Source organism: Escherichia sp. WS547, from assembly GCF_046486065.1.
GTDB classification, from domain to species: Bacteria; Pseudomonadota; Gammaproteobacteria; order Enterobacterales; family Enterobacteriaceae; genus Escherichia; species Escherichia coli.
On record NZ_JBJQMA010000016.1, the window covers coordinates 49,049 to 70,664 of the forward strand.

The 21,616-nt window shown below is 46.4% G+C and carries 23 protein-coding genes and 1 pseudogene; 13 read left to right on the forward strand and 11 right to left on the reverse strand.

Annotated elements, in window-relative coordinates:
- Window positions 1-62: 62 nt before the first annotated feature.
- On the reverse strand, window positions 63-1,451 hold the full coding sequence (gene sad, locus ACJHWK_RS15060) for a succinate-semialdehyde dehydrogenase (RefSeq protein WP_000156620.1): 1,389 nt from the start codon (window positions 1,449-1,451) through the stop codon (window positions 63-65).
- A gap of 100 nt (window positions 1,452-1,551) precedes the next feature.
- On the opposite strand from sad, the gene ptrR reads away from it, so the two are divergent.
- The 3 genes from ptrR (at window position 1,552) to ydeA (ending at window position 4,966) form a co-directional block, all read left to right on the forward strand.
- A complete protein-coding gene (gene ptrR / locus ACJHWK_RS15065; RefSeq protein WP_000366511.1) occupies window positions 1,552-2,427 on the forward strand; it encodes a putrescine utilization regulator PtrR in 876 nt (291 codons plus the stop codon).
- A gap of 83 nt (window positions 2,428-2,510) precedes the next feature.
- Complete coding sequence (gene yneK, locus ACJHWK_RS15070) at window positions 2,511-3,626, forward strand: putative protein YneK (protein ID WP_001523312.1); 1,116 nt, start codon at window positions 2,511-2,513, stop codon at window positions 3,624-3,626.
- A 149-nt stretch (window positions 3,627-3,775) separates the two neighbouring features.
- Window positions 3,776-4,966, forward strand: coding sequence for an L-arabinose MFS transporter (ydeA, locus tag ACJHWK_RS15075; RefSeq protein ID WP_000210785.1), 1,191 nt, complete (start codon window positions 3,776-3,778; stop codon window positions 4,964-4,966).
- Between the two features lie 24 nt (window positions 4,967-4,990).
- Here ydeA and marC read toward each other — a convergent pair whose 3' ends face one another.
- Window positions 4,991-5,656, reverse strand: a complete 666-nt coding sequence (marC, locus tag ACJHWK_RS15080; RefSeq protein ID WP_000885033.1) for an NAAT family transporter MarC — start codon at window positions 5,654-5,656, stop codon at window positions 4,991-4,993.
- A gap of 211 nt (window positions 5,657-5,867) precedes the next feature.
- On the opposite strand from marC, the gene marR reads away from it, so the two are divergent.
- Genes marR through marB form a run of 3 tightly spaced genes read left to right on the forward strand, consistent with a single transcriptional unit; the run spans window position 5,868 to window position 6,956 of the window.
- Window positions 5,868-6,302: a multiple antibiotic resistance transcriptional regulator MarR gene (marR, locus tag ACJHWK_RS15085; RefSeq protein WP_000843422.1), complete on the forward strand. Its 435-nt coding sequence runs from the start codon at window positions 5,868-5,870 to the stop codon at window positions 6,300-6,302.
- A 20-nt stretch (window positions 6,303-6,322) separates the two neighbouring features.
- On the forward strand, window positions 6,323-6,706 hold the full coding sequence (marA, locus tag ACJHWK_RS15090) for an MDR efflux pump AcrAB transcriptional activator MarA (protein WP_000091199.1): 384 nt from the start codon (window positions 6,323-6,325) through the stop codon (window positions 6,704-6,706).
- Window positions 6,707-6,737: 31 nt separating this feature from the next.
- Window positions 6,738-6,956, forward strand: coding sequence for a multiple antibiotic resistance protein MarB (gene marB / locus ACJHWK_RS15095; protein WP_000803518.1), 219 nt, complete (start codon window positions 6,738-6,740; stop codon window positions 6,954-6,956).
- Window positions 6,957-7,012: 56 nt separating this feature from the next.
- On the opposite strand, the gene ACJHWK_RS15100 is transcribed toward marB, so the two are convergent.
- The 5 genes from ACJHWK_RS15100 to ACJHWK_RS15120 all read right to left on the reverse strand — a co-directional run bounded on the left by ACJHWK_RS15100 (window position 7,013) and on the right by ACJHWK_RS15120 (window position 12,293).
- Window positions 7,013-8,452 carry a 6-phospho-beta-glucosidase gene (locus ACJHWK_RS15100; RefSeq protein WP_001523317.1) on the reverse strand — a complete coding sequence of 480 codons (1,440 nt, stop codon included), beginning with the start codon at window positions 8,450-8,452 and terminating at the stop codon, window positions 7,013-7,015.
- Between the two features lie 24 nt (window positions 8,453-8,476).
- On the reverse strand, window positions 8,477-10,150 hold the full coding sequence (locus tag ACJHWK_RS15105; RefSeq protein WP_001523319.1) for a carbohydrate porin: 1,674 nt from the start codon (window positions 10,148-10,150) through the stop codon (window positions 8,477-8,479).
- Window positions 10,151-10,205: 55 nt separating this feature from the next.
- Window positions 10,206-10,517: a PTS lactose/cellobiose transporter subunit IIA gene (locus ACJHWK_RS15110; protein ID WP_020233614.1), complete on the reverse strand. Its 312-nt coding sequence runs from the start codon at window positions 10,515-10,517 to the stop codon at window positions 10,206-10,208.
- A gap of 27 nt (window positions 10,518-10,544) precedes the next feature.
- Window positions 10,545-11,867: a PTS sugar transporter subunit IIC gene (locus ACJHWK_RS15115; protein ID WP_410234865.1), complete on the reverse strand. Its 1,323-nt coding sequence runs from the start codon at window positions 11,865-11,867 to the stop codon at window positions 10,545-10,547.
- Window positions 11,868-11,981: 114 nt separating this feature from the next.
- Complete coding sequence (locus ACJHWK_RS15120; protein WP_000722571.1) at window positions 11,982-12,293, reverse strand: PTS sugar transporter subunit IIB; 312 nt, start codon at window positions 12,291-12,293, stop codon at window positions 11,982-11,984.
- A gap of 198 nt (window positions 12,294-12,491) precedes the next feature.
- Here ACJHWK_RS15120 and ACJHWK_RS15125 point away from each other — a divergent pair, with 198 nt between their 5' ends.
- Window positions 12,492-13,190 (forward strand): GntR family transcriptional regulator, encoded by a 699-nt coding sequence (locus ACJHWK_RS15125; protein WP_000577190.1) that lies wholly within the window; start codon window positions 12,492-12,494, stop codon window positions 13,188-13,190.
- Between the two features lie 44 nt (window positions 13,191-13,234).
- Here the strand turns inward: ACJHWK_RS15125 and eamA are convergent, their stop codons facing one another.
- Window positions 13,235-14,134 (reverse strand): O-acetylserine/cysteine exporter, encoded by a 900-nt coding sequence (eamA, locus tag ACJHWK_RS15130; RefSeq protein ID WP_000087220.1) that lies wholly within the window; start codon window positions 14,132-14,134, stop codon window positions 13,235-13,237.
- A gap of 194 nt (window positions 14,135-14,328) precedes the next feature.
- Here eamA and ydeE point away from each other — a divergent pair, with 194 nt between their 5' ends.
- The 3 genes from ydeE (at window position 14,329) to mgtT (ending at window position 15,842) form a co-directional block, all read left to right on the forward strand.
- A complete protein-coding gene (gene ydeE / locus ACJHWK_RS15135; RefSeq protein ID WP_001523325.1) occupies window positions 14,329-15,516 on the forward strand; it encodes an efflux MFS transporter YdeE in 1,188 nt (395 codons plus the stop codon).
- Window positions 15,517-15,642: 126 nt separating this feature from the next.
- Window positions 15,643-15,738: a protein MgtS gene (mgtS, locus tag ACJHWK_RS15140; protein WP_000901367.1), complete on the forward strand. Its 96-nt coding sequence runs from the start codon at window positions 15,643-15,645 to the stop codon at window positions 15,736-15,738.
- Window positions 15,738-15,842: a protein MgtT gene (gene mgtT / locus ACJHWK_RS15145; RefSeq protein ID WP_211180496.1), complete on the forward strand. Its 105-nt coding sequence runs from the start codon at window positions 15,738-15,740 to the stop codon at window positions 15,840-15,842. The genes mgtS and mgtT overlap by 1 nt, the downstream gene beginning before the upstream one ends.
- Window positions 15,843-15,956: 114 nt before the next feature.
- On the opposite strand, the gene dgcZ is transcribed toward mgtT, so the two are convergent.
- Together dgcZ and ydeI are read right to left on the reverse strand one after the other, a co-directional pair.
- Window positions 15,957-16,847, reverse strand: coding sequence for a diguanylate cyclase DgcZ (dgcZ, locus tag ACJHWK_RS15150; RefSeq protein ID WP_001523326.1), 891 nt, complete (start codon window positions 16,845-16,847; stop codon window positions 15,957-15,959).
- A 254-nt stretch (window positions 16,848-17,101) separates the two neighbouring features.
- Window positions 17,102-17,494, reverse strand: a complete 393-nt coding sequence (gene ydeI, locus ACJHWK_RS15155; RefSeq protein WP_000671737.1) for a YdeI family stress tolerance OB fold protein — start codon at window positions 17,492-17,494, stop codon at window positions 17,102-17,104.
- Between the two features lie 239 nt (window positions 17,495-17,733).
- Here ydeI and ACJHWK_RS15160 point away from each other — a divergent pair.
- Window positions 17,734-17,814 (forward strand): annotated as a pseudogene (locus tag ACJHWK_RS15160) (hypothetical protein); the annotation flags it as partial.
- A 44-nt stretch (window positions 17,815-17,858) separates the two neighbouring features.
- Here the strand turns inward: ACJHWK_RS15160 and dcp are convergent.
- A complete protein-coding gene (dcp, locus tag ACJHWK_RS15165; protein WP_001523328.1) occupies window positions 17,859-19,904 on the reverse strand; it encodes a peptidyl-dipeptidase Dcp in 2,046 nt (681 codons plus the stop codon).
- 136 nt (window positions 19,905-20,040) lie between these two features.
- Between dcp and ydfG the strand changes: the two genes are divergently transcribed.
- Window positions 20,041-20,787, forward strand: a complete 747-nt coding sequence (gene ydfG, locus ACJHWK_RS15170) for a bifunctional NADP-dependent 3-hydroxy acid dehydrogenase/3-hydroxypropionate dehydrogenase YdfG (protein WP_000636571.1) — start codon at window positions 20,041-20,043, stop codon at window positions 20,785-20,787.
- An 88-nt stretch (window positions 20,788-20,875) separates the two neighbouring features.
- Window positions 20,876-21,562 carry a DNA-binding transcriptional regulator rspR gene (rspR, locus tag ACJHWK_RS15175; protein ID WP_000215553.1) on the forward strand — a complete coding sequence of 229 codons (687 nt, stop codon included), beginning with the start codon at window positions 20,876-20,878 and terminating at the stop codon, window positions 21,560-21,562.
- Window positions 21,563-21,616: the final 54 nt, after the last annotated feature.

Below are 21,616 nucleotides of genomic sequence, written 5' to 3' on the forward strand. Positions count from 1 at the left end.
TTCTACTCCTGGACCGCAGGTCTGAAAAGACCTGCGAGTATATCAGAGCTGAATATGTCGCGTCAGATCCGGTCTTTCCACACCGTCTGGATATTACAGAATTCGTGTAAGCCGAAATGGGAAAGCTCACGACCAAAGCCACTCTTTTTCACGCCACCAAAGGCCACTCGCGCGTCGCTGGCACAATAACCATTGATAAACACCCCACCGCATTCCAGACGTGCCGCCATCTGTCCGGCCTGTGTTTCGTCAGTGGTAAAAATGGTCGCTGAAAGGCCGAACTCGCTATCATTAGCCAGTTCCAGTGCATGTTCTGCATCTTTCGCAATCGTGATTGCCGCAACGGGGCCAAACATTTCTTCCCGAAACGCGGTCATTTCTGGGGTAACATTCGCCAGAACCGTTGGCGGATAGTAGTTACCTGCCCCAGCCATCTTTTCCCCGCCCAGTAACAAACGCGCACCCTGCGCCAGGGTTTTCTCCACCTGATGATGCAGCTCATCACGTAAATCAAAACGAGCCATTGGTCCGAGAGTGTTCTCTTCGTCACGGGGATCGCCCATTTTCAAGGCTGCCGCAGCTGCCACAAAACGTTCGGTAAATGCCGAAGCAATTCCCTCTTCGATGATAAAGCGTTTTGCCGCTGCACAAACCTGTCCGGTATTCTGATAACGTCCGGCTACCGCCGCTTTAACCGCCAGTTCCAGATCGGCATCGTTAAGCACAATAAATGGATCCGAACCGCCCAGTTCCAGTACGCATTTTTTCAGTGCCGCTCCAGCCTGTGCGCCAATAGCCGCTCCCGCACGAACACTTCCGGTCACCGTGACAGCAGCAATGCGCGAGTCTTTAATCATCTGACTGACGCCGTCGTTGTCGGCATTCAGCCAGCCATATACGCCTTGTGGGATACCCGCATCTTTAAACACCTGGGCAATGAGCTGTGCACAGCCCATCACATTCGGCGCATGTTTAAGTAAGTAGCCGTTACCTGCAAGAATGATGGGAACCGCGCCACGCATCACCTGCCATAACGGAAAATTCCACGGCATAATCGCCAGAATTGTCCCCAACGGTCGATACTCAATAACTGCCTGCTGATTTTCCACCAGCGTAGGTTCCGCCTTCAGCATTGCCGGACCATGTTCTGCATACCAGTCACACAAATTCGCCGATTTCGCCACTTCAGCGCGCGCCTGGTTGATTGGTTTGCCCATTTCACGGGTGATCATTTGCGCCATTTCTTCGCTACGGACACGCAGAGCCTTACCGATATCGCGCAGTTTTTCAGCACGATAATCTATATTTGTCTCGCGCCAGTCGCGAAAGCCTGCTGCCGCCAGCTGAAGTGCGTTTTCGATATCATCAGCGCCAGCCCACGGCAGCACAGAAAGTTGTTCACCGGTGGCAGGATTTATCGAAATTGCATGAGTTGCCGGAGTAATGGTCATCGGGGTATCTCCTTTATGAGTTATGGTAAAAAGATACGCAGATTTACTCTTGCTTTAAAATGAATAATATTAAGCCACTTATTCACGAATCGAGAATATTATGGATCTGACCCAACTGGAGATGTTCAACGCGGTTGCCGAAGCTGGCAGCATTACCCAGGCTGCAGCAAAAGTGCATCGCGTGCCGTCGAATCTCACTACCCGTCTACGCCAGCTGGAAACAGAACTGGGGGTTGATCTGTTTATTCGCGAGAATCAGCGTTTACGTCTCTCGCCTGCCGGGCATAACTTTTTACGCTATAGCCAACAAATTCTCGCGTTAGTGGATGAAGCGCGGAGCGTTGTCGCTGGCGATGAGCCGCAAGGTTTATTTTCTCTTGGTTCGCTGGAAAGCACCGCTGCAGTGCGCATTCCGGCCACGCTGGCGCAATTTAACCGTCGTTATCCCAAAATTCAGTTTTCACTTTCCACCGGCCCTTCCGGCACTATGCTGGAAGGTGTGCTGGAGGGAAAACTGAATGCAGCGTTTATTGATGGGCCCATTAACCATACTGCCATTGACGGGATACCGGTGTACCGCGAGGAGCTGATGATCGTCACGCCACAAGGACATGCGCCAGTAACCCGCGCCAGTCAGGTTAATGGCAGTAACATTTATGCCTTCCGCGCCAATTGTTCGTATCGTCGCCACTTCGAGAGCTGGTTTCATGCTGACGGTGCCGCTCCGGGAACTATTCACGAGATGGAGTCGTATCACGGGATGTTGGCCTGTGTGGTCGCAGGAGCAGGCATTGCGCTTATTCCACGCTCTATGCTGGAAAGTATGCCGGGGCATCACCAGGTTGAGGCGTGGCCGTTAGCTGAGCAATGGCGTTGGTTAACAACATGGCTGGTCTGGCGTCGCGGTGCAAAAACGCGTCCGCTTGAGGCATTTATTCAACTACTGGATGTGTCTGACTCGGCAAAACAGAGTTAGCAATGAGCTATTTTTGATAGTTCTTGCGGCTAATATGCTCTATATAGTGATGCTCCGATGACTTATGACTATATGGGGCAAATATGGTTACGCCAGTAAGCATCAGCAATTACATATCTCTTCCTGATGATTTTCCCGTTCGTAATATTGCACCTCAGGTAAAAGAAGTTTTAAAGGATTTTATTGATGCGCTAAGTACAATAATATGTGATGAAGAGTGGCGTACGTCTTTAAATATCAGCTCAGCCACAAAAAAGATATTTAATAAGCTTGATAACTTATCATATATTCAGAGAACCTCTTTCCGGGGTAACGACACGCTATACAATGAAAAAGTTCAATTTAAACTCACTTATCCTGACAGGAATGGAAGACACAAAGAAAATATTGAATTTCAGGTAGTGATAAATTTAAGCCCTATTTATTTAGATAATTTCCGCCATGATGGGGAAATTAATATTTTTTGCGCTCCCAACCCAAAGCCTGTCACTATGGGGCGCGTATTTCAGACCGGCGTCGAGCGTGTGCTCTTTCTGTTTCTGAATGATTTTATTGAACAATTTCCAATGATCAACCCTGGTGTTCCTATCAAAAGAGCGCATACGCCACATATTGAACCCCTGCATCCGGATCACCATACCGCTGCAGATTACTTACGCCAGTTTGATTTGCTTGTCCTGAATTTTATCTCTCGCGGTAATTTTGTCATACTCCCCCGATTATGGAATAACTCTGAGGTTCACAGATGGTTCGGGAATAAAGAACCTAACTTGCTCACCGCTATTCTCGACATAACGGACAGCGAATTAAAAGAGGATTTATTGCAAAGTCTGATGGATTCACTAGGTTCTAACAAACATGTACTACCCGAAGTCTGCATCTGCTTTTTATCCCTTTTAGCAGAACAAGATTTTCCACATTTTCAGGACTTGTTTTTATTTTTCGCCAATATGTTATTGCACTATCACCAATTTATGAATCCCAATGAAAGTGATTTGATTGACGTGTTGATGCCAGCATCATTAAGTGATGATAAAATTATCAAACATATGGCGCGCAAGACCCTCAAACTTTTTGTAAAAAATGAAACGCCGCCAAAAGTTACTCATGAAGACCTGGTGAAAAACAGGCCTCGCTCCCCTGTCAGACCACCTATACCCGCAACCTCCAAAACGCCAGACCTCCCTGAACGTCATTAAACCGTGATGTGACCGACTCTCTGACGCGTGAACGAATCAGCGTCAGAGAAACGGAAAACGCGATCCAGATCACAAATGCATTGTATTCACATCATTAACCGTTTTAAGATCATTTCATCACTTTTTCGCAACTCACCCGATAATCTGTTATGACAACAAACACTGTTTCCCGCAAAGTGGCGTGGCTACGGGTCGTTACGCTGGCAGTCGCCGCCTTCATCTTCAACACCACCGAATTTGTCCCAGTTGGCCTGCTCTCTGACATTGCGCAAAGTTTTCACATGCAAACCGCTCAGGTCGGCATTATGTTGACCATTTACGCATGGGTAGTAGCGCTAATGTCATTGCCTTTTATGTTAATGACCAGCCAGGTTGAACGGCGCAAATTACTGATCTGCCTGTTTGTGGTGTTTATTGCCAGCCACGTACTGTCGTTTTTATCGTGGAGTTTTACCGTTCTGGTGATCAGTCGCATTGGTGTGGCTTTTGCACATGCGATTTTCTGGTCGATTACGGCGTCTCTGGCGATCCGTATGGCTCCGGCCGGGAAGCGAGCACAGGCATTGAGTTTAATTGCCACCGGTACTGCACTGGCGATGGTATTAGGTTTACCTCTCGGGCGCATTGTGGGGCAGTATTTTGGCTGGCGAATGACCTTCTTCGCGATTGGTATCGGGGCGTTTATTACCCTTTTGTGCCTGATTAAGTTACTTCCCTTGCTGCCCAGTGAGCATTCCGGTTCATTGAAAAGCCTCCCGCTATTGTTCCGCCGCCCGGCATTAATGAGCATTTATTTGTTAACTGTGGTGGTTGTCACCGCCCATTACACGGCATACAGCTATATCGAGCCTTTTGTGCAAAACATTGCGGGATTCAGCGCCAACTTTGCCACGGCATTACTGTTATTACTCGGTGGTGCGGGCATTATTGGCAGCGTGATTTTCGGTAAACTGGGTAATCAGTATGCGTCTGCGTTGGTGAGTACGGCGATTGCGTTGTTGCTGGTGTGCCTCGCACTGCTGCTACCTGCGGCGAACAGTGAAATACACCTCGGGGTGCTAAGTATTTTCTGGGGGATCGCGATGATGATCATCGGGCTTGGTATGCAGGTTAAAGTGCTGGCGCTGGCACCAGATGCCACCGACGTCGCGATGGCGCTATTCTCCGGGATATTTAATATTGGAATCGGGGCGGGTGCGTTGGTAGGTAATCAGGTGAGTCTGCACTGGTCAATGTCGATGATTGGTTATGTGGGCGCGGTGCCTGCTTTTGCCGCGTTAATATGGTCAATCATTATATTTCGCCGCTGGCCAGTGACACTCGAAGAACAGACGCAATAGTTGAAAGGCCCATTCGGGCCTTTTTTAATGGTACGTTTTAATGATTTCCAGGATGCCGTTAATAATAAACTGCACACCCATACATACCAGCAGGAATCCCATCAGACGGGAGATCGCTTCAATGCCCCCCTTACCCACCAGCCGCATAATTGCGCCAGAGCTGCGTAGACTTCCCCACAAAATAACCGCCACCAGGAAAAAGATCAGCGGCGGCGCAACCATCAGTACCCAATCAGCGAAGGTTGAACTCTGACGCACTGTGGACGCCGAGCTAATAATCATTGCAATGGTTCCCGGACCGGCGGTACTTGGCATTGCCAGTGGTACAAAGGCAATATTGGCACTGGGTTCATCTTCCAGCTCTTCCGACTTGCTTTTCGCCTCCGGTGAATCAATCGCTTTCTGTTGCGGAAAAAGCATCCGAAAACCGATAAACGCGACGATTAAGCCGCCTGCAATTCGCAGACCGGGAATCGAAATGCCAAATGTATCCATCACCAGTTGCCCGGCGTAATACGCCACCATCATGATGGCAAAGACGTACACCGAGGCCATCAACGACTGACGATTACGTTCGGCACTGTTCATGTTGCCTGCCAGGCCAAGAAATAACGCGACAGTTGTTAATGGGTTAGCTAACGGTAGTAACACCACCAGCCCCAGGCCAATTGCTTTAAATAAATCTAACATTGGTGGTTGTTATCCTGTGTATCTGGGTTATCAGCGAAAAGTATAAGGGGTAAACAACGATAAAGTGTCACTCTTTAGCTAGCCTTGCATCGCATTGACCAAAACTTGAACCGATTTAGCAAAACGTGGCATCGGTCAATTCATTCATTTGACTTATACTTGCCTGGGCAATATTATCCCCTGCAACTAATTACTTGCCAGGGCAACTAATGTGAAAAGTACCAGCGATCTGTTCAATGAAATTATTCCATTGGGTCGCTTAATCCATATGGTTAATCAGAAGAAAGATCGCCTGCTTAACGAGTATCTGTCTCCGCTGGATATTACCGCGGCACAGTTTAAGGTGCTCTGCTCTATCCGCTGCGCGGCGTGTATTACTCCGGTTGAACTGAAAAGAGTGTTATCGGTCGACCTGGGGGCGCTGACCCGTATGCTGGATCGCCTGGTCTGTAAAGGCTGGGTGGAAAGGTTGCCGAACCCGAATGACAAGCGCGGCGTACTGGTAAAACTTACCACCAGCGGCGCGGCAATATGTGAACAATGTCATCAATTAGTTGGCCAGGACCTGCATCAAGAATTAACAAAAAACCTGACGGCGGACGAAGTGGCAACACTTGAGCATTTGCTTAAGAAAGTCCTGCCGTAAACAAAAAAAGAGGTATGACGATGTCCAGACGCAATACTGACGCTATTACCATTCATAGCATTTTGGACTGGATCGAGGACAACCTGGAATCGCCACTGTCACTGGAGAAAGTGTCAGAGCGTTCGGGTTACTCTAAATGGCACCTGCAACGGATGTTTAAAAAAGAAACCGGTCATTCATTAGGCCAATACATCCGCAGCCGTAAGATGACGGAAATCGCGCAAAAGCTGAAGGAAAGTAACGAGCCGATACTCTATCTGGCAGAACGATATGGCTTCGAGTCGCAACAAACTCTGACCCGAACCTTCAAAAATTACTTTGATGTTCCGCCACATAAATACCGGATGACCAATATGCAGGGCGAATCGCGCTTTTTACATCCATTAAATCATTACAACAGCTAGTTGATAACGTGACAACGTCACTGAGGCAATCATGAAACCACTTTTATCCGCAATAGCAGCTGCGTTTATTCTCTTTTCCACGCAGGGCATTGCGGAACAAACCACGCAGCCGGTTGTTACTTCCTGTGCCAATGTCGTGGTTGTTCCCCCATCGCAGGAACAACCACCGTTTGATTTAAATCACATGGGTACTGGCAGTGATAAGTCGGATGCGCTCGGCGTGCCCTATTATAATCAACACGCTATGTAGTTATTGTCAGGCTCTGATCACAGAGCCTGATATCTCCGTAATATCTTCCTGAAGTCTCAAATATTTTCGCCATTGTTGGCGATGAGATCCCGATACCAGTAAAACGACGCTTTACGTATCCGTTCCAGCGTTCCCTTCCCTTCGTTGTCTTTATCGACGTAAATCATTCCGTAGCGCTTTTTCATTTCCCCTGTTCCGGCAGAAACCAGGTCAATGCAGCCCCACGGTGTGTAGCCAATTAAGTCAACACCATCTTCAACAACGGCTTTTTTCATTTCCCGAATATGGGAAGCAAAGTAATCAATGCGATAGTGATCGTTCACCGTGCCGTCAGCTTGTCTCTGGTCAACCGCACCAAATCCATTTTCGACAATAAACAGCGGCAACTGGAAATGATCCCAGAACCAGTTGAGTGAATAACGTAGCCCTGCCGGATCAATTTGCCATCCCCATTCGGATGTATCGATATAAGGGTTGCTGACCAAATCTCGTGGCTCAACATAATCCAGTTGCGGGTTATCTGGCGAAAATTGTGTCGTAAAAGACATGTAGTAGCTAAAGCCGATAAAGTCGACACAACCTCTGGCAAGAATCGCATTATCTTCTGGTGTGATATCGAGGTTGAATCCTTTCCTGGCAAAGTAATTCAGCATATGTTGCGGATAATATCCACGCGCATGAACATCAGTAAACCAGTAACGACGATGCATCGCTTTCGTGGCCATCATCATATCGTTGGGTGCACACGTCAGAGGATAGATGGGGCACATGGCGATCATACAGCCGATATTAAATTCAGGATTGATCGATTTTCCAGTCTGTACCGCCAGGGCACTGGCAACTAACTCGTAATGTACCGCCTGGTACATTATTTGTTCGCGCTCATTGATATCTTCCTCTGGCGAATACAAGATACCGGAATTAGTAAATGGACACAGGCTTTCGCTGAAATTCACCTGATTATTGATTTCGTTAAACGTCATCCAGTACTTTACTTTTTCTTTATAGCGCGTGAAGACCGTTGATGCGAAGCGGATAAAAAAGTCGATCAGTTTACGGTTTCGCCAGCCACCATATTTTGTCACCAGATGGTAAGGCATCTCAAAATGCGAAAGCGTCACCACAGGTTCCATTCCCTGCTTCAGGCATTCATCGAACAGATCATCATAAAATTTTAAACCCTCTTCATTCGGCTCCTGTTCGTCACCTTGCGGAAAGATTCGTGTCCAGGCAATGGAAGTTCGAAAGCATTTGAATCCCATCTCGGCAAATAACTGAATATCTGTTTTATAGCGATGATAAAAATCAATTGCTTCATGATTGGGATAATTAAGTCCGTCGATAACGCCTTCTGTCACTTCACGCGGCACACCGTGAGCGCCAGCAGTCATCACATCAGCGATACTGATGCCTTTTCCTCCTTCATTCCAGCCACCTTCCAACTGATGCGCGGCTACCGCGCCGCCCCATAAAAAACCTTTTTTAAATCCTGACATACACAACTCCTTAACTAAAATAGATTACCACCAGACTTCCGCCTGGATGCCGGCCATAAACTCGTCTTTGCTGTTCTCATTAAACTTAAAATTAGATAATTCGTTATCCAGAATATTGATATACGTTCCATAGAAGCGAATTTCTGGTCGTGAACCTAAAATGCTTTCACCCACTTTCAATGCATGCCAGAGTGTCGTTTTATAAGCCGATTCATTTAGTGTTACACCCTGCTGTGTTTTGTTCTGTTGCTTAAACCAGCCTAATTCAAGCCCCGTCTGATTCCATGTATTCCAGATCCAGGCCGGTCTTACTACGGTGCGAATACTGTCAAAATCACTATGAGCGCCACTTTCATAACTATAAACATCTTCGCCATGGGAATAGACAAGCGCGTTAGCCATAATAATATTGTCAGTAAGATACATCTCGCCCTGAGAGATTAAACGCCAGGCGATCCCATTGGTATGGTCACCATAGTAATAGCGACCATGCGCCATCGTGTTACTGGCATCTGAGAAACTGGCAAAACTGCTGGCATAGGAATTATTGGCAACCTGTAACGTAAATTCATTAAACGTATCGCGTTGCAGGTTTTGCCGTAAAACAGAAGTCAGCATCCAGCTATCTTTCATTTCAAAATAACTGTCGTCATTTTCATTATCTTGTTGTTGATCCGTTTTATTTGGTGCGGAATATTTAGCCATTAATGATAATGTTGCATCATCCCATAACGGGATATTGCGATAACGAACATCCACAGAATTGGTATTCATCTGACTGGTACGCGTAAAATCACGAGAGTAAACATCGACATCATCACGGCTTAAGGACATATCAAACAGCCCTACACCAAGTGCCCAGTTTTCAATCCCCACACCCGCAGCGACATCCGTGGTTAAGGTTTTCCAGTCCAGCATTTGGATCTCATATTGCGGGAGTTTATGTTTGCCTACCCAGAAGTCTGCCTCTGGCGCGAAGGGTAAAAAACCTCGCGTTGTCAGATAAATATCACTGAACTGCATGATATTTTCATTGGCACTGTCACCAAACCAGGCATCGTTATACTGCTCACCTACGTTGCCATCATAGGTAACGACCGCATTTGCCGTTTTACCGTCCTGATTATAAACACGCTGATTTAAGGTTAAGTCAAACCAACCGCTCATCTCGTTACCAAAACGTCCCAGAGAACCCGCTGCATAAGTTTGTGGTGAGCCATGATTTCCGGTACCCCAGCCTGAGCGGAAGTACCCCTGATAGCTGAACCCAATATCATCCTTTATATATTTACTGATATCTTTCAGGGTCACGCTTTCGATAGTGGTTTTGTCGCCTTTACTTTCAATAACGGCAACTTGCTGCGATCCATTTATAGTATGCGCTGCGGCAGACGAGTTCTGTTCACCGTTTTCATTTTTGATGTTATCAGCGACGGGAGATGTCGCTGATATTTCAGCAAGTGAGGCTGATTTGTATTTATTTTCCGTAATACTTTTTTGTAAGGTCGAAAGTCGGGATTTATATACCCCCAGTTCATTCTGTGTTGCTCTCAGCTCTTGTTTATTTTGCGACAATTCATTTTCAAGCAGTTCAAGGCGCTGCTCAATGGTTAATTTTGTTGCCAACGCGTTCAACGGAAACAATGCTGTAATAATAGAAAAAGACAAAAGGCTGACGTTAAGCGTCTTTATATTCATGACTTATCCTTAAGAGTGTAATAATTTCCTCCAGCTATCGCACTGGAGGAAAAAATCAGGCATGGAGCTCTTTTCTTAATGAAATAATTTCCCTGGCTAAATCCTGGCATAATATTGCATTCATCAAATGATCCTGTGCATGAACCAGAATTAAATTAACTACTATTTTGCCACAACCTTCATCCTGACTAATTAACGCGGTCTGAATTTTATGTGCCTGAAGACAGGCTAATTCCGAACTGGCCATTAGCTGAGTTGCGCCCTGCCAGTCTTTTTGCCCGGCACAACGTATGGCTTCCATCGCATCAGAACGTGCCTGTCCCGCGTTGATCAGTAACTCCATAACAAGTTCTTCATCTGCAAACATCAACATCTCCTTCCTGTGTAAATGGGATTATCCGTTAGTTGTCATGTTATTGACCTTGTTGGCGGCAATAACAAAAGGTAAATAGATCATTGTCGCCACACCTAAACATAAAAAACCCACCAGTAACGCCAGCCAGTTTCCCCCGGTTCCGAGGAAAGCAATTAAAGGTCCGGGCGTAGTCCAGGGCACGGCATAAGCAACCGGTGGAATAATTTCCATCGAAACAAAGAAGTAACCAATGGCACAGTTAACAATGGGAACCAGAATAAACGGCACCATCATGATGGGGTTAAGTACAATAGGAAGGCCGAACATTATCGGTTCATTGATATTGAAAATACCGGGGATAAACGACATTTTTGCCAGATCACGGTATTCCGCACGCTTAGACGCGATAAAAATAGCCAACAATAACCCCAACGTCATACCTGAACCGCCGCAGTTGGCGAATGCATCATTAATAGAAGTCCAGGTAATCGGATATGGCGCGCCCCAGGTAGTGCCGTGTTGAGCGGCCCAGGAGAGATTCTCCAGATTAGCCTCAGAAAAAACAGTTTCTCGAATTGCCGAGGTGGCATTAGGTCCGTGGATCCCCAGCACCCACAGGAAATTACCCACAGCCCCCAGGATAATTACCGCAAAGATATTCGTTCCCATATGTTTGAGCGGCGTCTGGATTAATTTGTAAATGAGATCGTTTAATCCTGCCGGGGATATCAGTGTCAGGCAATAATTAAGTGCGGAAAAGAACACCATGACAAAAAATATTGGCAATAAAACTTTAAATGAACGCGATACCGCAGGAGGTACAGCTGCCGGCATCGTTATGGTGATTTTTGGGTTTCGAGCTAAGCGACAAAATATTTCACTGGTGATTAATGCAACGATAACAGCAACAAACAACCCCTGTGCGCCGAGATATTTGGTCGTCAGGAATGCTTGCCCATCTATCATCTGATATGGCGTATAAACAATAAAAAATGCTCCTATTGCCGTTAATCCGCATAAAAGATCATCTTGCTCATAGCTAATCGCCATATTTCTGGCGACCAGGAAAGCAATCATAATTGACATGATATTTACAGAACCATTCATTACCGGAGTAAAAATAGCTTGTGCTTTTTCAAGGTTGGGGAAAATGCTATTCAGATGCAGTAATCCGGCAATAAAACCGTCTGGCGATAATATGGCAAAGTTAATTAATATAATTAATGAACTTGCCATGATAATTGGAAACGTAAAAACGAATCCATCTCTCACCGCTGCAACATGTTTTTGTGAGTTTAACTTTATAGCAACTGGAACAAGAAAACGTTCCATTCCACGTTCGAATGAGGTCATTAATCCCATTTTTTTATACCTGTTGTTCTGGATATTTATACATCCCAATAAAGCATGTATGCCATATCCATTTTATGATGTGTGAAAAGTTAGTTCAGGTAATAGTTTAATAATATTAGATTCTTACTCTTGCAGTAGTTTCATCGCAAATTCAAGAACTGCCTGTCCGTTCATGGTGCCATAGTCTTTCATCTCGATAACAGCTACAGGCATTTTCCCCTGTGCAACAGCTTCAATCTCTGGTTTCTGAAAGCGAACTTGCGGGCCAAGTAAAACAACGTCAACTTCGTTATTTTTAATTTTCCCTTTAGCCTCTGCAATCGCCAATGCGGAAATATTAACTTCAAGTGAAATAGCGTTAGCATGATCAATCATACGTTTAACCAGCATACTGGTTGACATGCCCGCAGCGCAAACTAACAATATTTTTTTCATATTTTCCCTTACTGGTATATAACAGATTACATTGTGTAAATATCATATCCCGCAGTAGCTATACATCCTGGTACACTGATCACAGTAATACAGTGATAAAGTTGTTCAACATCAGGGTGATAATTAAACGACTCGGCCATACGATAAACCAATCAGGACTCAACTCCTTGTTTTCAATGGCTCTTAAAAGGTGCAAAAGTGATTTTTCAAAAGATTGCCCGCTTACTTAAATCCGAGATCAATGGCTATTCATGGCATGTTGGTGATTTGTTGCCGTCAGAAGCTGAACTCGCTGTTCGTTATAATGTTTCGCGTAATACCCTGCGTAAGGCATTATCCTTGCTGGAAGGCGAAGGAATTATTCATAGAAAGCATGGTTCAGGAACATATATTCAAAAAAAGAATTTTGTTGCACACATTGATCACATGAACAGCTTCAGTGAAATTGCGCATAAAAGCGGCAAGGAGGCAGGAAGTCAGATTATGAAATTTGAAGTGCAGGATGCTTCTCCCCCTATTGCGACTGAGCTGAATTTAGTGACTGGTGAGCAGGTTTATTACATAAAGAGACTGCGATTCATTGAGGATAATGCAGCACAATTAGAAGAAACGTGGATGTCAGTGGCACGTTTTCCTGATTTAACCGTAGCACATATGCAAAAATCCAAATTTTCGTATATTGAGAACGAATGCGGGATCAAAATCATTGGCACCTTTGAAACTTTCTCCCCTACTTTTCCTACCCCAGAAATCGCCAGTATTTTACGGATCAGCCCACGGGATCCCATACTTAAAATTCAGACCCAGGCTGTGGACAGTAACTCTATTCCGCTGGATTATTCGTTACTTTACAGCAATATTTTCGAGTTCCAGGTAAAGTACTTTTTCCCGCGATAAAAGCATACGCACAGAGTGCTGGCATCACATTCTGTGCGTATGGTTTAGCCTCTAACCTTTACCGCTTTACGCCACCGCAAGCCAAATACATTGATATACAGCCCGGTCATAATGAGCACCGCACCGAAAAATTGTAGACCCGTTAAGCGTTCATCCAACAATAGTGCCGCACTTGCCAGTCCTACTACGGGCACCAGTAACGATAACGGTGCAACCCGCCAGGTTTCATAGCGTCCCAGTAACGTCCCCCAGATCCCATAACCAACAATTGTCGCCACAAACGCCAGATACATCAGAGACAAGATGGTGGTCATATCGATAGTGACCAGACTGTGAATCATGGTTGCGGAACCATCGAGAATCAGCGAGGCAACAAAGAAGGGAATGATTGGGATTAATGCGCTCCAGATTACCAGCGACATCACCGCCGGGCGCGTTGAGTGCGACATGATCTTTTTATTGAAGATGTTGCCACACGCCCAACTAAATGCTGCCGCCAGGGTCAACATAAAGCCGAGCATCGCCACATGCTGACCGTTCAGACTATCTTCGATTAACACCAGTACGCCAAAAATCGCTAAGGCAATCCCCGCCAATTGTTTGCCATGCAGCCGCTCACCGAAAGTAAATGCGCCAAGTACGATAGTAAAAAACGCCTGTGCCTGTAACACCAGCGAAGCCAGTCCAGCAGGCATACCGAAGTTAATGGCACAAAAAAGAAAAGCAAACTGCGCAAAACTGATGGTTAATCCATACCCCAGCAACAAATTCAGCGGTACTTTCGGTCGTGCGACAAAAAAGATGGCCGGAAAAGCGACCAGCATAAAGCGCAAACCGGCCAGCATCAGCGGTGGCATGTTATGAAGCCCCACTTTGATGACCACAAAATTCAGCCCCCATACGACCACTACCAGTAGCGCCAACACCCCATCTTTTCGCGACATTCTACCGCCTCTGAATTTCATCTTTTGTAAGCAATCAACTTAGCTGAATTTACTTTTCTTTAACAGTTGATTCGTTAGTCGCCGATTACGACGGCATTAATGCGCAAATAAGTCGCTATACTTCGGATTTTTGCCATGCTATTTCTTTACATCTCTAAAACAAAACATAACGAAACGCACTGCCGGACAGACAAATGAACTTATCCCTCCGACGCTCTACCAGCGCCCTTCTTGCCTCGTCGTTGTTATTAACCATCGGACGCGGCGCTACGCTGCCGTTTATGACCATTTACTTGAGTCGCCAGTACAACCTGAGTGTCGATCTAATCGGTTATGCGATGACAATTGCGCTCACTATTGGCGTCGTTTTTAGCCTCGGTTTTGGTATCCTGGCGGATAAGTTCGACAAGAAACGCTATATGTTACTGGCAATTACCGCCTTCGCCAGCGGTTTTATTGCCATTCCTTTAGTGAATAACGTGACGCTGGTGGTGCTCTTTTTTGCCCTCATTAACTGCGCCTATTCCGTTTTTGCTACCGTGTTGAAAGCCTGGTTTGCCGACAATCTTTCGTCCACCAGCAAAACGAAAATCTTCTCAATCAACTACACCATGCTCAACATTGGCTGGACCATCGGTCCGCCGCTCGGCACGCTGTTGGTGATGCAGAGCATCAATCTGCCCTTTTGGCTGGCAGCTATCTGTTCCGCGTTTCCCATGCTTTTCATTCAAATTTGGGTAAAGCGCAGCGAGAAAATCATCGCCACGGAAACAGGCAGTGCCTGGTCGCCGAAAGTTTTATTACAAGATAAAGCACTGTTGTGGTTTACCTGCTCTGGTTTTCTGGCTTCCTTTGTTAGCGGCGCATTTGCCTCGTGCATTTCACAATATGTGATGGTGATTGCTGATGGGGATTTTGCCGAAAAGGTGGTTGCGGTTGTTCTTCCGGTTAATGCTGCCATGGTAGTTACGTTGCAATATTCCGTGGGCCGCCGCCTTAACCCGGCTAACATCCGCGCGCTGATGACAGCAGGCACCCTCTGTTTCGTCATCGGTCTGGTTGGTTTTATTTTTTCCGGCAACAGCCTGCTATTGTGGGGTATGTCAGCTGCGGTATTTACTGTCGGTGAAATCATTTATGCGCCGGGCGAGTATATGTTGATTGACCATATTGCGCCGCCAGGAATGAAAGCCAGCTATTTTTCCGCTCAGTCTTTAGGCTGGCTTGGTGCCGCGATTAACCCATTAGTGAGTGGCGTAGTGCTAACCAACCTGCCGCCTTCCTCGCTGTTTATCATCTTAACGTTGGTGATTATTGCTGCGTGGGTGCTGATGTTAAAAGGAATTCGTGCAAGACCGTGGGGGCAGCCCGCGCTTTGTTGATTTAAGTCGAACACAATAAAAATTTAATTCAGCCTTCGTTTAGGTTATCTCTGCTAATATCTTTCTCATTGAGATGAAAATTAAGGTAAGCGAGGAAACACACCACACCATAAACGGAGGCAAATAATGCTGGGTAATATGAATGTTTTTATGGCCGTACTGGGAATAATTTTATTTTCTGGTTTTCTGGCCGCGTATTTCAGCCACAAATGGGATGACTAATGAACGGAGATAATCCCTCACCTAACCGGCCCCTTGTTACAGTTGTGTACAAGGGGCCTGATTTTTATGACGGCGAAAAAAAACCGCCAGTAAACCGGCGGTGAATGCTTGCATGGATAGATTTGTGTTTTGCTTTTACGCTAACAGGCATTTTCCTGCACTGATAACGGATCGTTGACACAGTAGCATCAGTTTTCTCAATGAATGTTAAACGGAGCTTAAACTCGGTTAATCACGTTTTGTTCGTCAATAAACATACAGCGATTTCTTCCGGTTTGCTTACCCTCATACATTGCCCGGTCCGCTCTTCCAATGACCACATCCAGAGGCTCTTCAGGAAATGCGCGACTCACACCTGCTGTCACGGTAATGTTGATATGCCCTTCAGAATGTGTGATGGCATGGTTATCGACTAACTGGCAAATTCTGATACCTGCACGACATGCTTCTTCATCATTAGCCGCTTTGACAATAATGATAAATTCTTCGCCACCGTAGCGATAAACCGTTTCGTAATCGCGCGTCCAACTGGCTAAGTAAGTTGCCAGGGTGCGTAATACTACATCGCCGATTAAATGCCCGTAGGTATCATTAACCAATTTAAATCGGTCAATATCCAACAACATTAAATAAAGATTCAGAGGCTCAGCGTTGCGTAACTGATGATCAAAGGATTCATCAAGAACCCGACGACCCGGCAATCCCGTCAAAACATCCATATTGCTACGGATCGTCAGCAAATAAATTTTGTAATCGGTTAATGCCGCAGTAAAAGAAAGCAACCCTTCCTGAAAGGCGTCGAAATGCGCGTCCTGCCAGTGATTTTCAACAATAGCCAACATTAATTCTCGACCACAGTTATGCATATGTTGATGGGCAGAATCCATTAGCCGAACGTAAGGTAATTCATCGTTATCGAGTGGCCTCAGATGATCAATCCACCGACCAAACTGGCACAGTCCATAAGAATGGTTATCCGTTATTTCTGGCTTACTGGCATCTCTCGCGACCACGCTGTGAAACATACTCACCAGCCACTGGTAGTGGGCATCGATAGCCTTATTGAGATTTAACAAGATGGCATCAATTTCCGTTGTCTTCTTGATCATTGCCACTCCTTTTTCACAGTTCCTTGTGCGCGCTATTCTAACGAGAGAAAAGCAAAATTACGTCAATATTTTCATAGAAATCCTAAGTTATGAGTCATCTCTGAGATAACATTGTGATTTGAAACAAAATCAGCAGATAAAAAAGTGTTTAATTCTGTAAATTAAGCCTGCATTATCGCAATTAAAAGAATGACAAATAGCATAACCCAATACCCTAATGGCCCAGTAGTTCAGGCCATCAGGCTAATTTATTTTTATTTCTGCAAATGAGTGACCCGAACGACGGCCGGCGCGCTTTTCTTATCCAGACTGCCGCTAATGTTGATCATCTGGTCCGGCTGAACTTCTCGTCCATCAAAAACGGCCGCAGGAATAACAACATTAATTTCACCGCTCTTATCGCGAAAAACGTAACGGTCCTCTCCTTTGTGAGAAATCAAATTACCGCGTAGTGAAACCGAAGCACCATCGTGCATGGTTTTTGCGAAATCAACGGTCATTTTTTTTGCATCATCGGTTCCGCGATAGCCATCTTCTATTGCATGAGGCGGCGGTGGCGCTGCATCCTGTTTTAAACCGCCCTGGTCATCTGCCAACGCATAAGGCATGACAAGAAAACTTGCTAATACAATGGCCTGAAATTTCATACTAACTCCTTAATTGCGTTTGGTTTGACTTATTAAGTCTGGTTGCTATTTTTATAATTGCCAAATAAGAATACTGCCAATTGTTATAAGGCATTTAAAATCAGGCAACTAGCTGTCAAATATTCAGAGAATTTTACTCACTAAAGTAAGAAGAAGATTAAAGAGTCTTAAACATATTTCAGAACAATCAGATTTATAAATTTGAAAATTATTATAACGGAAGGGTATACAAAAAAAGTAATTTTGCTGGCGACTGCGAAACGGCATTCGCATTAGCGGTGAGGTTTGCCCTCGCCCAGCTGCTGCAATTACTACTCTAACCAGGCTGGCCTGGCGATTTCTCCAGGCCAGCCATTGGTGGTGTTTATACGTTCAAGCCACGATGTTGCAGCATCGGCATAATCTGAGGTGCCTTACCGCGCCATTGTCGATACAGGCGTTCCAGATCTTCGCTGTTACCTCTGGAAAGGATCGCCTCGCGAAAACGCAGCCCATTTTCACGCTTTAATCCGCCCTGCTCAACAAACCACTGGTAACCATCATCGGCCAACATTTGCGTCCACAGATAAGCGTAATAACCTGCGGCATATCCGCCACCAAAAATATGGGCGAAATAACTGCTGCGATAGCGTGGCGGTATAGCGGGAAGATCCATATTTTCTGCCACCAGCGCCCGCAATTCGAAATCATCGACATCCTGCATTGCTTCGTTTTCTTCCAGGCAATGCCAGCGCATATCGAGAAGTGCGGCGCTAAGCAGTTCGCTCATCTCATACCCTTTATTGAACAGGCTGGCATTACGCATTTTCTGTTGCAGTTCGTCAGGCATTGCTGCCCCGCTCTGATAATGCCGGGCGTAGCGAGCGAATACCTGCGGATGCGTTGCCCAGTGTTCGTTGATTTGCGACGGAAATTCGACAAAATCACGCGGCGTGTTGGTGCCGGAAAGCGTGGCATAACGCTGGCGGGCAAAGAGGCCGTGCAGCGTATGACCAAATTCATGGAATAAGGTTATTACATCATCCCAGAGTAACAACGCAGGCTCACCGGCAGCGGGTTTCTGATAATTGCAAACGTTATAAATTACCGGGTGCGTTTCATTAAGCGTTGATTGCTCAACAAAATTGCCCATCCATGCACCGCCGCTTTTTGAATCACGGGCGAAGAAATCACCGTAAAATAACGCCAGCCCCACGCCATTATGATCAAAAATTTCCCACACACGAACGTCAGGATGGTAGACAGGAATATCAAAACGTTCGACAAACTTAATACCGAAGAGCTGATTCGCGGTCCAGAATACACCTTCATTCAACACCGTGTTTAATTCAAAATATGGCTTGAGCTGCACCTCATCAAGATCAAATTTTTCCCGCCGTACCTGTTCGGCATAAAATGCCCAGTCCCACGGCTGCGCGCTAAACCCGCCTTGCTGCTTATCGATAACCGCCTGTATGGAGGCTAATTCATCGCTCGCACGTTGACGCGCCGCTGGAACAATTTCCCGCATAAAGTTGAGTGCTGCTTCAGGTGTTTTTGCCATCTGATCGGCGATTTTCCATGCGGCATAATGAGGAAAACCAAGCAGTTTCGCCTGCTGCGCACGGATCTCCACCAGACGTTGAATGATAGCGCGGGTATCATTGGCATCATTTTTTTCCGCTCGCGTCCAGCCCGCAGTGAACAGTTTTTCACGCGTCGCGCGATCGCGCAGTTCAGCAAGCGCTGGTTGCTGGGTGGTATTCAGCAGCGGAATCAGCCATTTGTTATCCAGACCTTTCTCGCGAGCCGCCTCTGCCGCCAGCGCTATCTCTTGTTCACTCATTCCTGCCAGCTGCGCGATATCGTTCACAACCAGACCGCCGGATTTATTTGCTGCCAGTAACCGCTGGTTAAACTGGCTGGTCAGGGTCGCAGCTTCTGTATTCAGTACTTTTAATTTTGCTTTATCAGCTTGCGCAAGTTTGGCTCCGGCAAGGACAAAACGTTGATGAATCACCTCCACCAGGCGGATGGATTCACTATCAAGCCCCAGGGATTCACGGCGTTGCCAGACAGCATCTACCCGCGCGAATAATTCACCGTTCAGATAGATATCATTAGCCAGTTCCGCCAGTTCAGCGGAAAACTGTTCATCAAGACGCTGTAATTCATCATTGGTATGCGCCGCAGTCATCGCAAAAAAGACGCTGGTAACGCGGGTAAGTAATTCTCCGCTTTGTTCCAGTGCCAGAATAGTATTGTTGAAATCAGGCGTTTGCGGGTTAAGCGCGATGGCAGTAATTTCTGCCCGCTTTTGCAGCATTCCCTCATCGAATGCCGGGCGATAGTGATGATTGGAAATTTGATCAAAATGGGGAGCCAGATACGGCAGTGTGCTTTGCACAAGGAAAGGATTCATTGTTGTCATTTTCTTCTCCTGAACGCGAGGTGTTCCATAGCGTAGGCTTACTGATAACGGAGTGCAATCTTGCAAACCAGTATTACCCGCTCTTAAGCATCACGTGCTATGTTATTGACACACAAAAGCGTTGAGGAACAGTGAGATGATCGTTTTAGTAACTGGAGCAACGGCAGGTTTTGGTGAATGCATTACTCGTCGTTTTATTCAACAAGGGCATAAAGTTATCGCCACTGGCCGTCGCCAGGAGCGGTTGCAGGAGTTAAAAGACGAACTGGGAGATAATCTGTATATCGCCCAACTGGACGTTCGCAACCGCGCCGCTATTGAAGAGATGCTGGCATCGCTTCCTGCCGAGTGGTGCAATATTGATATCCTGGTAAATAATGCCGGTCTGGCGTTGGGCATGGAGCCTGCGCATAAAGCCAGCGTTGAAGACTGGGAAACGATGATTGATACCAACAACAAAGGCCTAGTATATATGACGCGCGCCGTCTTACCGGGTATGGTTGAACGTAATCATGGTCATATTATTAACATTGGCTCAACGGCAGGCAGCTGGCCGTATGCCGGTGGTAACGTTTACGGTGCGACGAAAGCGTTTGTTCGTCAGTTTAGCCTGAATCTGCGTACGGACCTGCATGGTACGGCGGTGCGCGTCACCGACATCGAGCCGGGTCTGGTGGGTGGCACCGAGTTTTCCAATGTCCGCTTTAAAGGCGATGACGGTAAAGCGGAAAAAACCTATCAAAATACCGTTGCATTGACGCCAGAAGATGTCAGCGAAGCCGTCTGGTGGGTGTCAACGCTGCCTGCTCACGTCAATATCAATACCCTGGAAATGATGCCGGTTACCCAAAGCTATGCCGGACTGAATGTCCACCGTCAGTAATTTTTATACCCGGCGTAACTGCCGGGTTATTGCTTGTCACAAAAAAGTGGTAGACTCATGCAGTTAACTCACTCACAAGCAAGAACGAATGACCGTCGAAACGCAACTTAATCCCACACAGCCTGTCAATCAGCAGATTTATCGTATTCTTCGTCGCGACATTGTCCATTGCCTGATTGCACCAGGCACACCGTTGTCGGAAAAAGAAGTTTCTGTTCGTTTCAATGTGTCACGCCAGCCGGTTCGTGAAGCCTTTATTAAACTGGCGGAAAACGGCCTGATTCAAATTCGTCCGCAGCGTGGCAGCTACGTCAACAAAATTTCCATGGCCCAGGTGCGCAACGGCAGTTTTATCCGTCAGGCCATTGAGTGCGCGGTGGCGCGTCGGGCGGCGAGCATGATTACCGAAAGCCAGTGCTACCAACTGGAACAAAATCTTCACCAGCAACGCATTGCCATAGAGCGCAAGCAACTGGATGATTTTTTTGAACTTGATGACAACTTCCATCAACTCCTGACCCAGATTGCCGACTGTCAACTGGCGTGGGATACCATTGAGAACCTGAAAGCGACCGTTGATCGCGTGCGCTATATGAGTTTCGACCACGTTTCTCCACCAGAAATGCTGTTACGCCAGCATCTTGAGATTTTCTCTGCCCTGCAAAAACGTGATGGCGATGCGGTAGAACGTGCAATGACGCAACATTTGCAGGAAATCAGCGAATCCGTGCGCCAGATCCGTCAGGAAAACAGCGACTGGTTTAGCGAAGAGTAATTCATTTCCTCTCATCCCATCCGGGGTGAGAGTCTATTCGCCCCGCCTTATGGC

Excerpts from the sequence above, each read along its gene's own strand:
- ydeA (WP_000210785.1), top strand. The coding sequence starts at position 3,776 with ATGACAACAAACACTGTTTCCCGCAAAGTGGCGTGGCTACGGGTCGTT.
- dgcZ (WP_001523326.1), bottom strand. The coding sequence starts at position 16,847 with ATGATCAAGAAGACAACGGAAATTGATGCCATCTTGTTAAATCTCAAT.
- sad (WP_000156620.1), bottom strand. The coding sequence starts at position 1,451 with ATGACCATTACTCCGGCAACTCATGCAATTTCGATAAATCCTGCCACC.
- ACJHWK_RS15115 (WP_410234865.1), bottom strand. The coding sequence starts at position 11,867 with ATGGGATTAATGACCTCATTCGAACGTGGAATGGAACGTTTTCTTGTT.
- mgtS (WP_000901367.1), top strand. The coding sequence starts at position 15,643 with ATGCTGGGTAATATGAATGTTTTTATGGCCGTACTGGGAATAATTTTA.
- ptrR (WP_000366511.1), top strand. The coding sequence starts at position 1,552 with ATGGATCTGACCCAACTGGAGATGTTCAACGCGGTTGCCGAAGCTGGC.
- eamA (WP_000087220.1), bottom strand. The coding sequence starts at position 14,134 with ATGTCGCGAAAAGATGGGGTGTTGGCGCTACTGGTAGTGGTCGTATGG.
- ydeI (WP_000671737.1), bottom strand. The coding sequence starts at position 17,494 with ATGAAATTTCAGGCCATTGTATTAGCAAGTTTTCTTGTCATGCCTTAT.
- ACJHWK_RS15100 (WP_001523317.1), bottom strand. The coding sequence starts at position 8,452 with ATGTCAGGATTTAAAAAAGGTTTTTTATGGGGCGGCGCGGTAGCCGCG.
- ACJHWK_RS15120 (WP_000722571.1), bottom strand. The coding sequence starts at position 12,293 with ATGAAAAAAATATTGTTAGTTTGCGCTGCGGGCATGTCAACCAGTATG.
- ydeE (WP_001523325.1), top strand. The coding sequence starts at position 14,329 with ATGAACTTATCCCTCCGACGCTCTACCAGCGCCCTTCTTGCCTCGTCG.
- marB (WP_000803518.1), top strand. The coding sequence starts at position 6,738 with ATGAAACCACTTTTATCCGCAATAGCAGCTGCGTTTATTCTCTTTTCC.
- ACJHWK_RS15105 (WP_001523319.1), bottom strand. The coding sequence starts at position 10,150 with ATGAATATAAAGACGCTTAACGTCAGCCTTTTGTCTTTTTCTATTATT.
- marA (WP_000091199.1), top strand. The coding sequence starts at position 6,323 with ATGTCCAGACGCAATACTGACGCTATTACCATTCATAGCATTTTGGAC.
- rspR (WP_000215553.1), top strand. The coding sequence starts at position 20,876 with ATGACCGTCGAAACGCAACTTAATCCCACACAGCCTGTCAATCAGCAG.
- yneK (WP_001523312.1), top strand. The coding sequence starts at position 2,511 with ATGGTTACGCCAGTAAGCATCAGCAATTACATATCTCTTCCTGATGAT.
- marC (WP_000885033.1), bottom strand. The coding sequence starts at position 5,656 with ATGTTAGATTTATTTAAAGCAATTGGCCTGGGGCTGGTGGTGTTACTA.
- ACJHWK_RS15110 (WP_020233614.1), bottom strand. The coding sequence starts at position 10,517 with ATGTTTGCAGATGAAGAACTTGTTATGGAGTTACTGATCAACGCGGGA.
- ydfG (WP_000636571.1), top strand. The coding sequence starts at position 20,041 with ATGATCGTTTTAGTAACTGGAGCAACGGCAGGTTTTGGTGAATGCATT.
- dcp (WP_001523328.1), bottom strand. The coding sequence starts at position 19,904 with ATGACAACAATGAATCCTTTCCTTGTGCAAAGCACACTGCCGTATCTG.
- mgtT (WP_211180496.1), top strand. The coding sequence starts at position 15,738 with ATGAACGGAGATAATCCCTCACCTAACCGGCCCCTTGTTACAGTTGTG.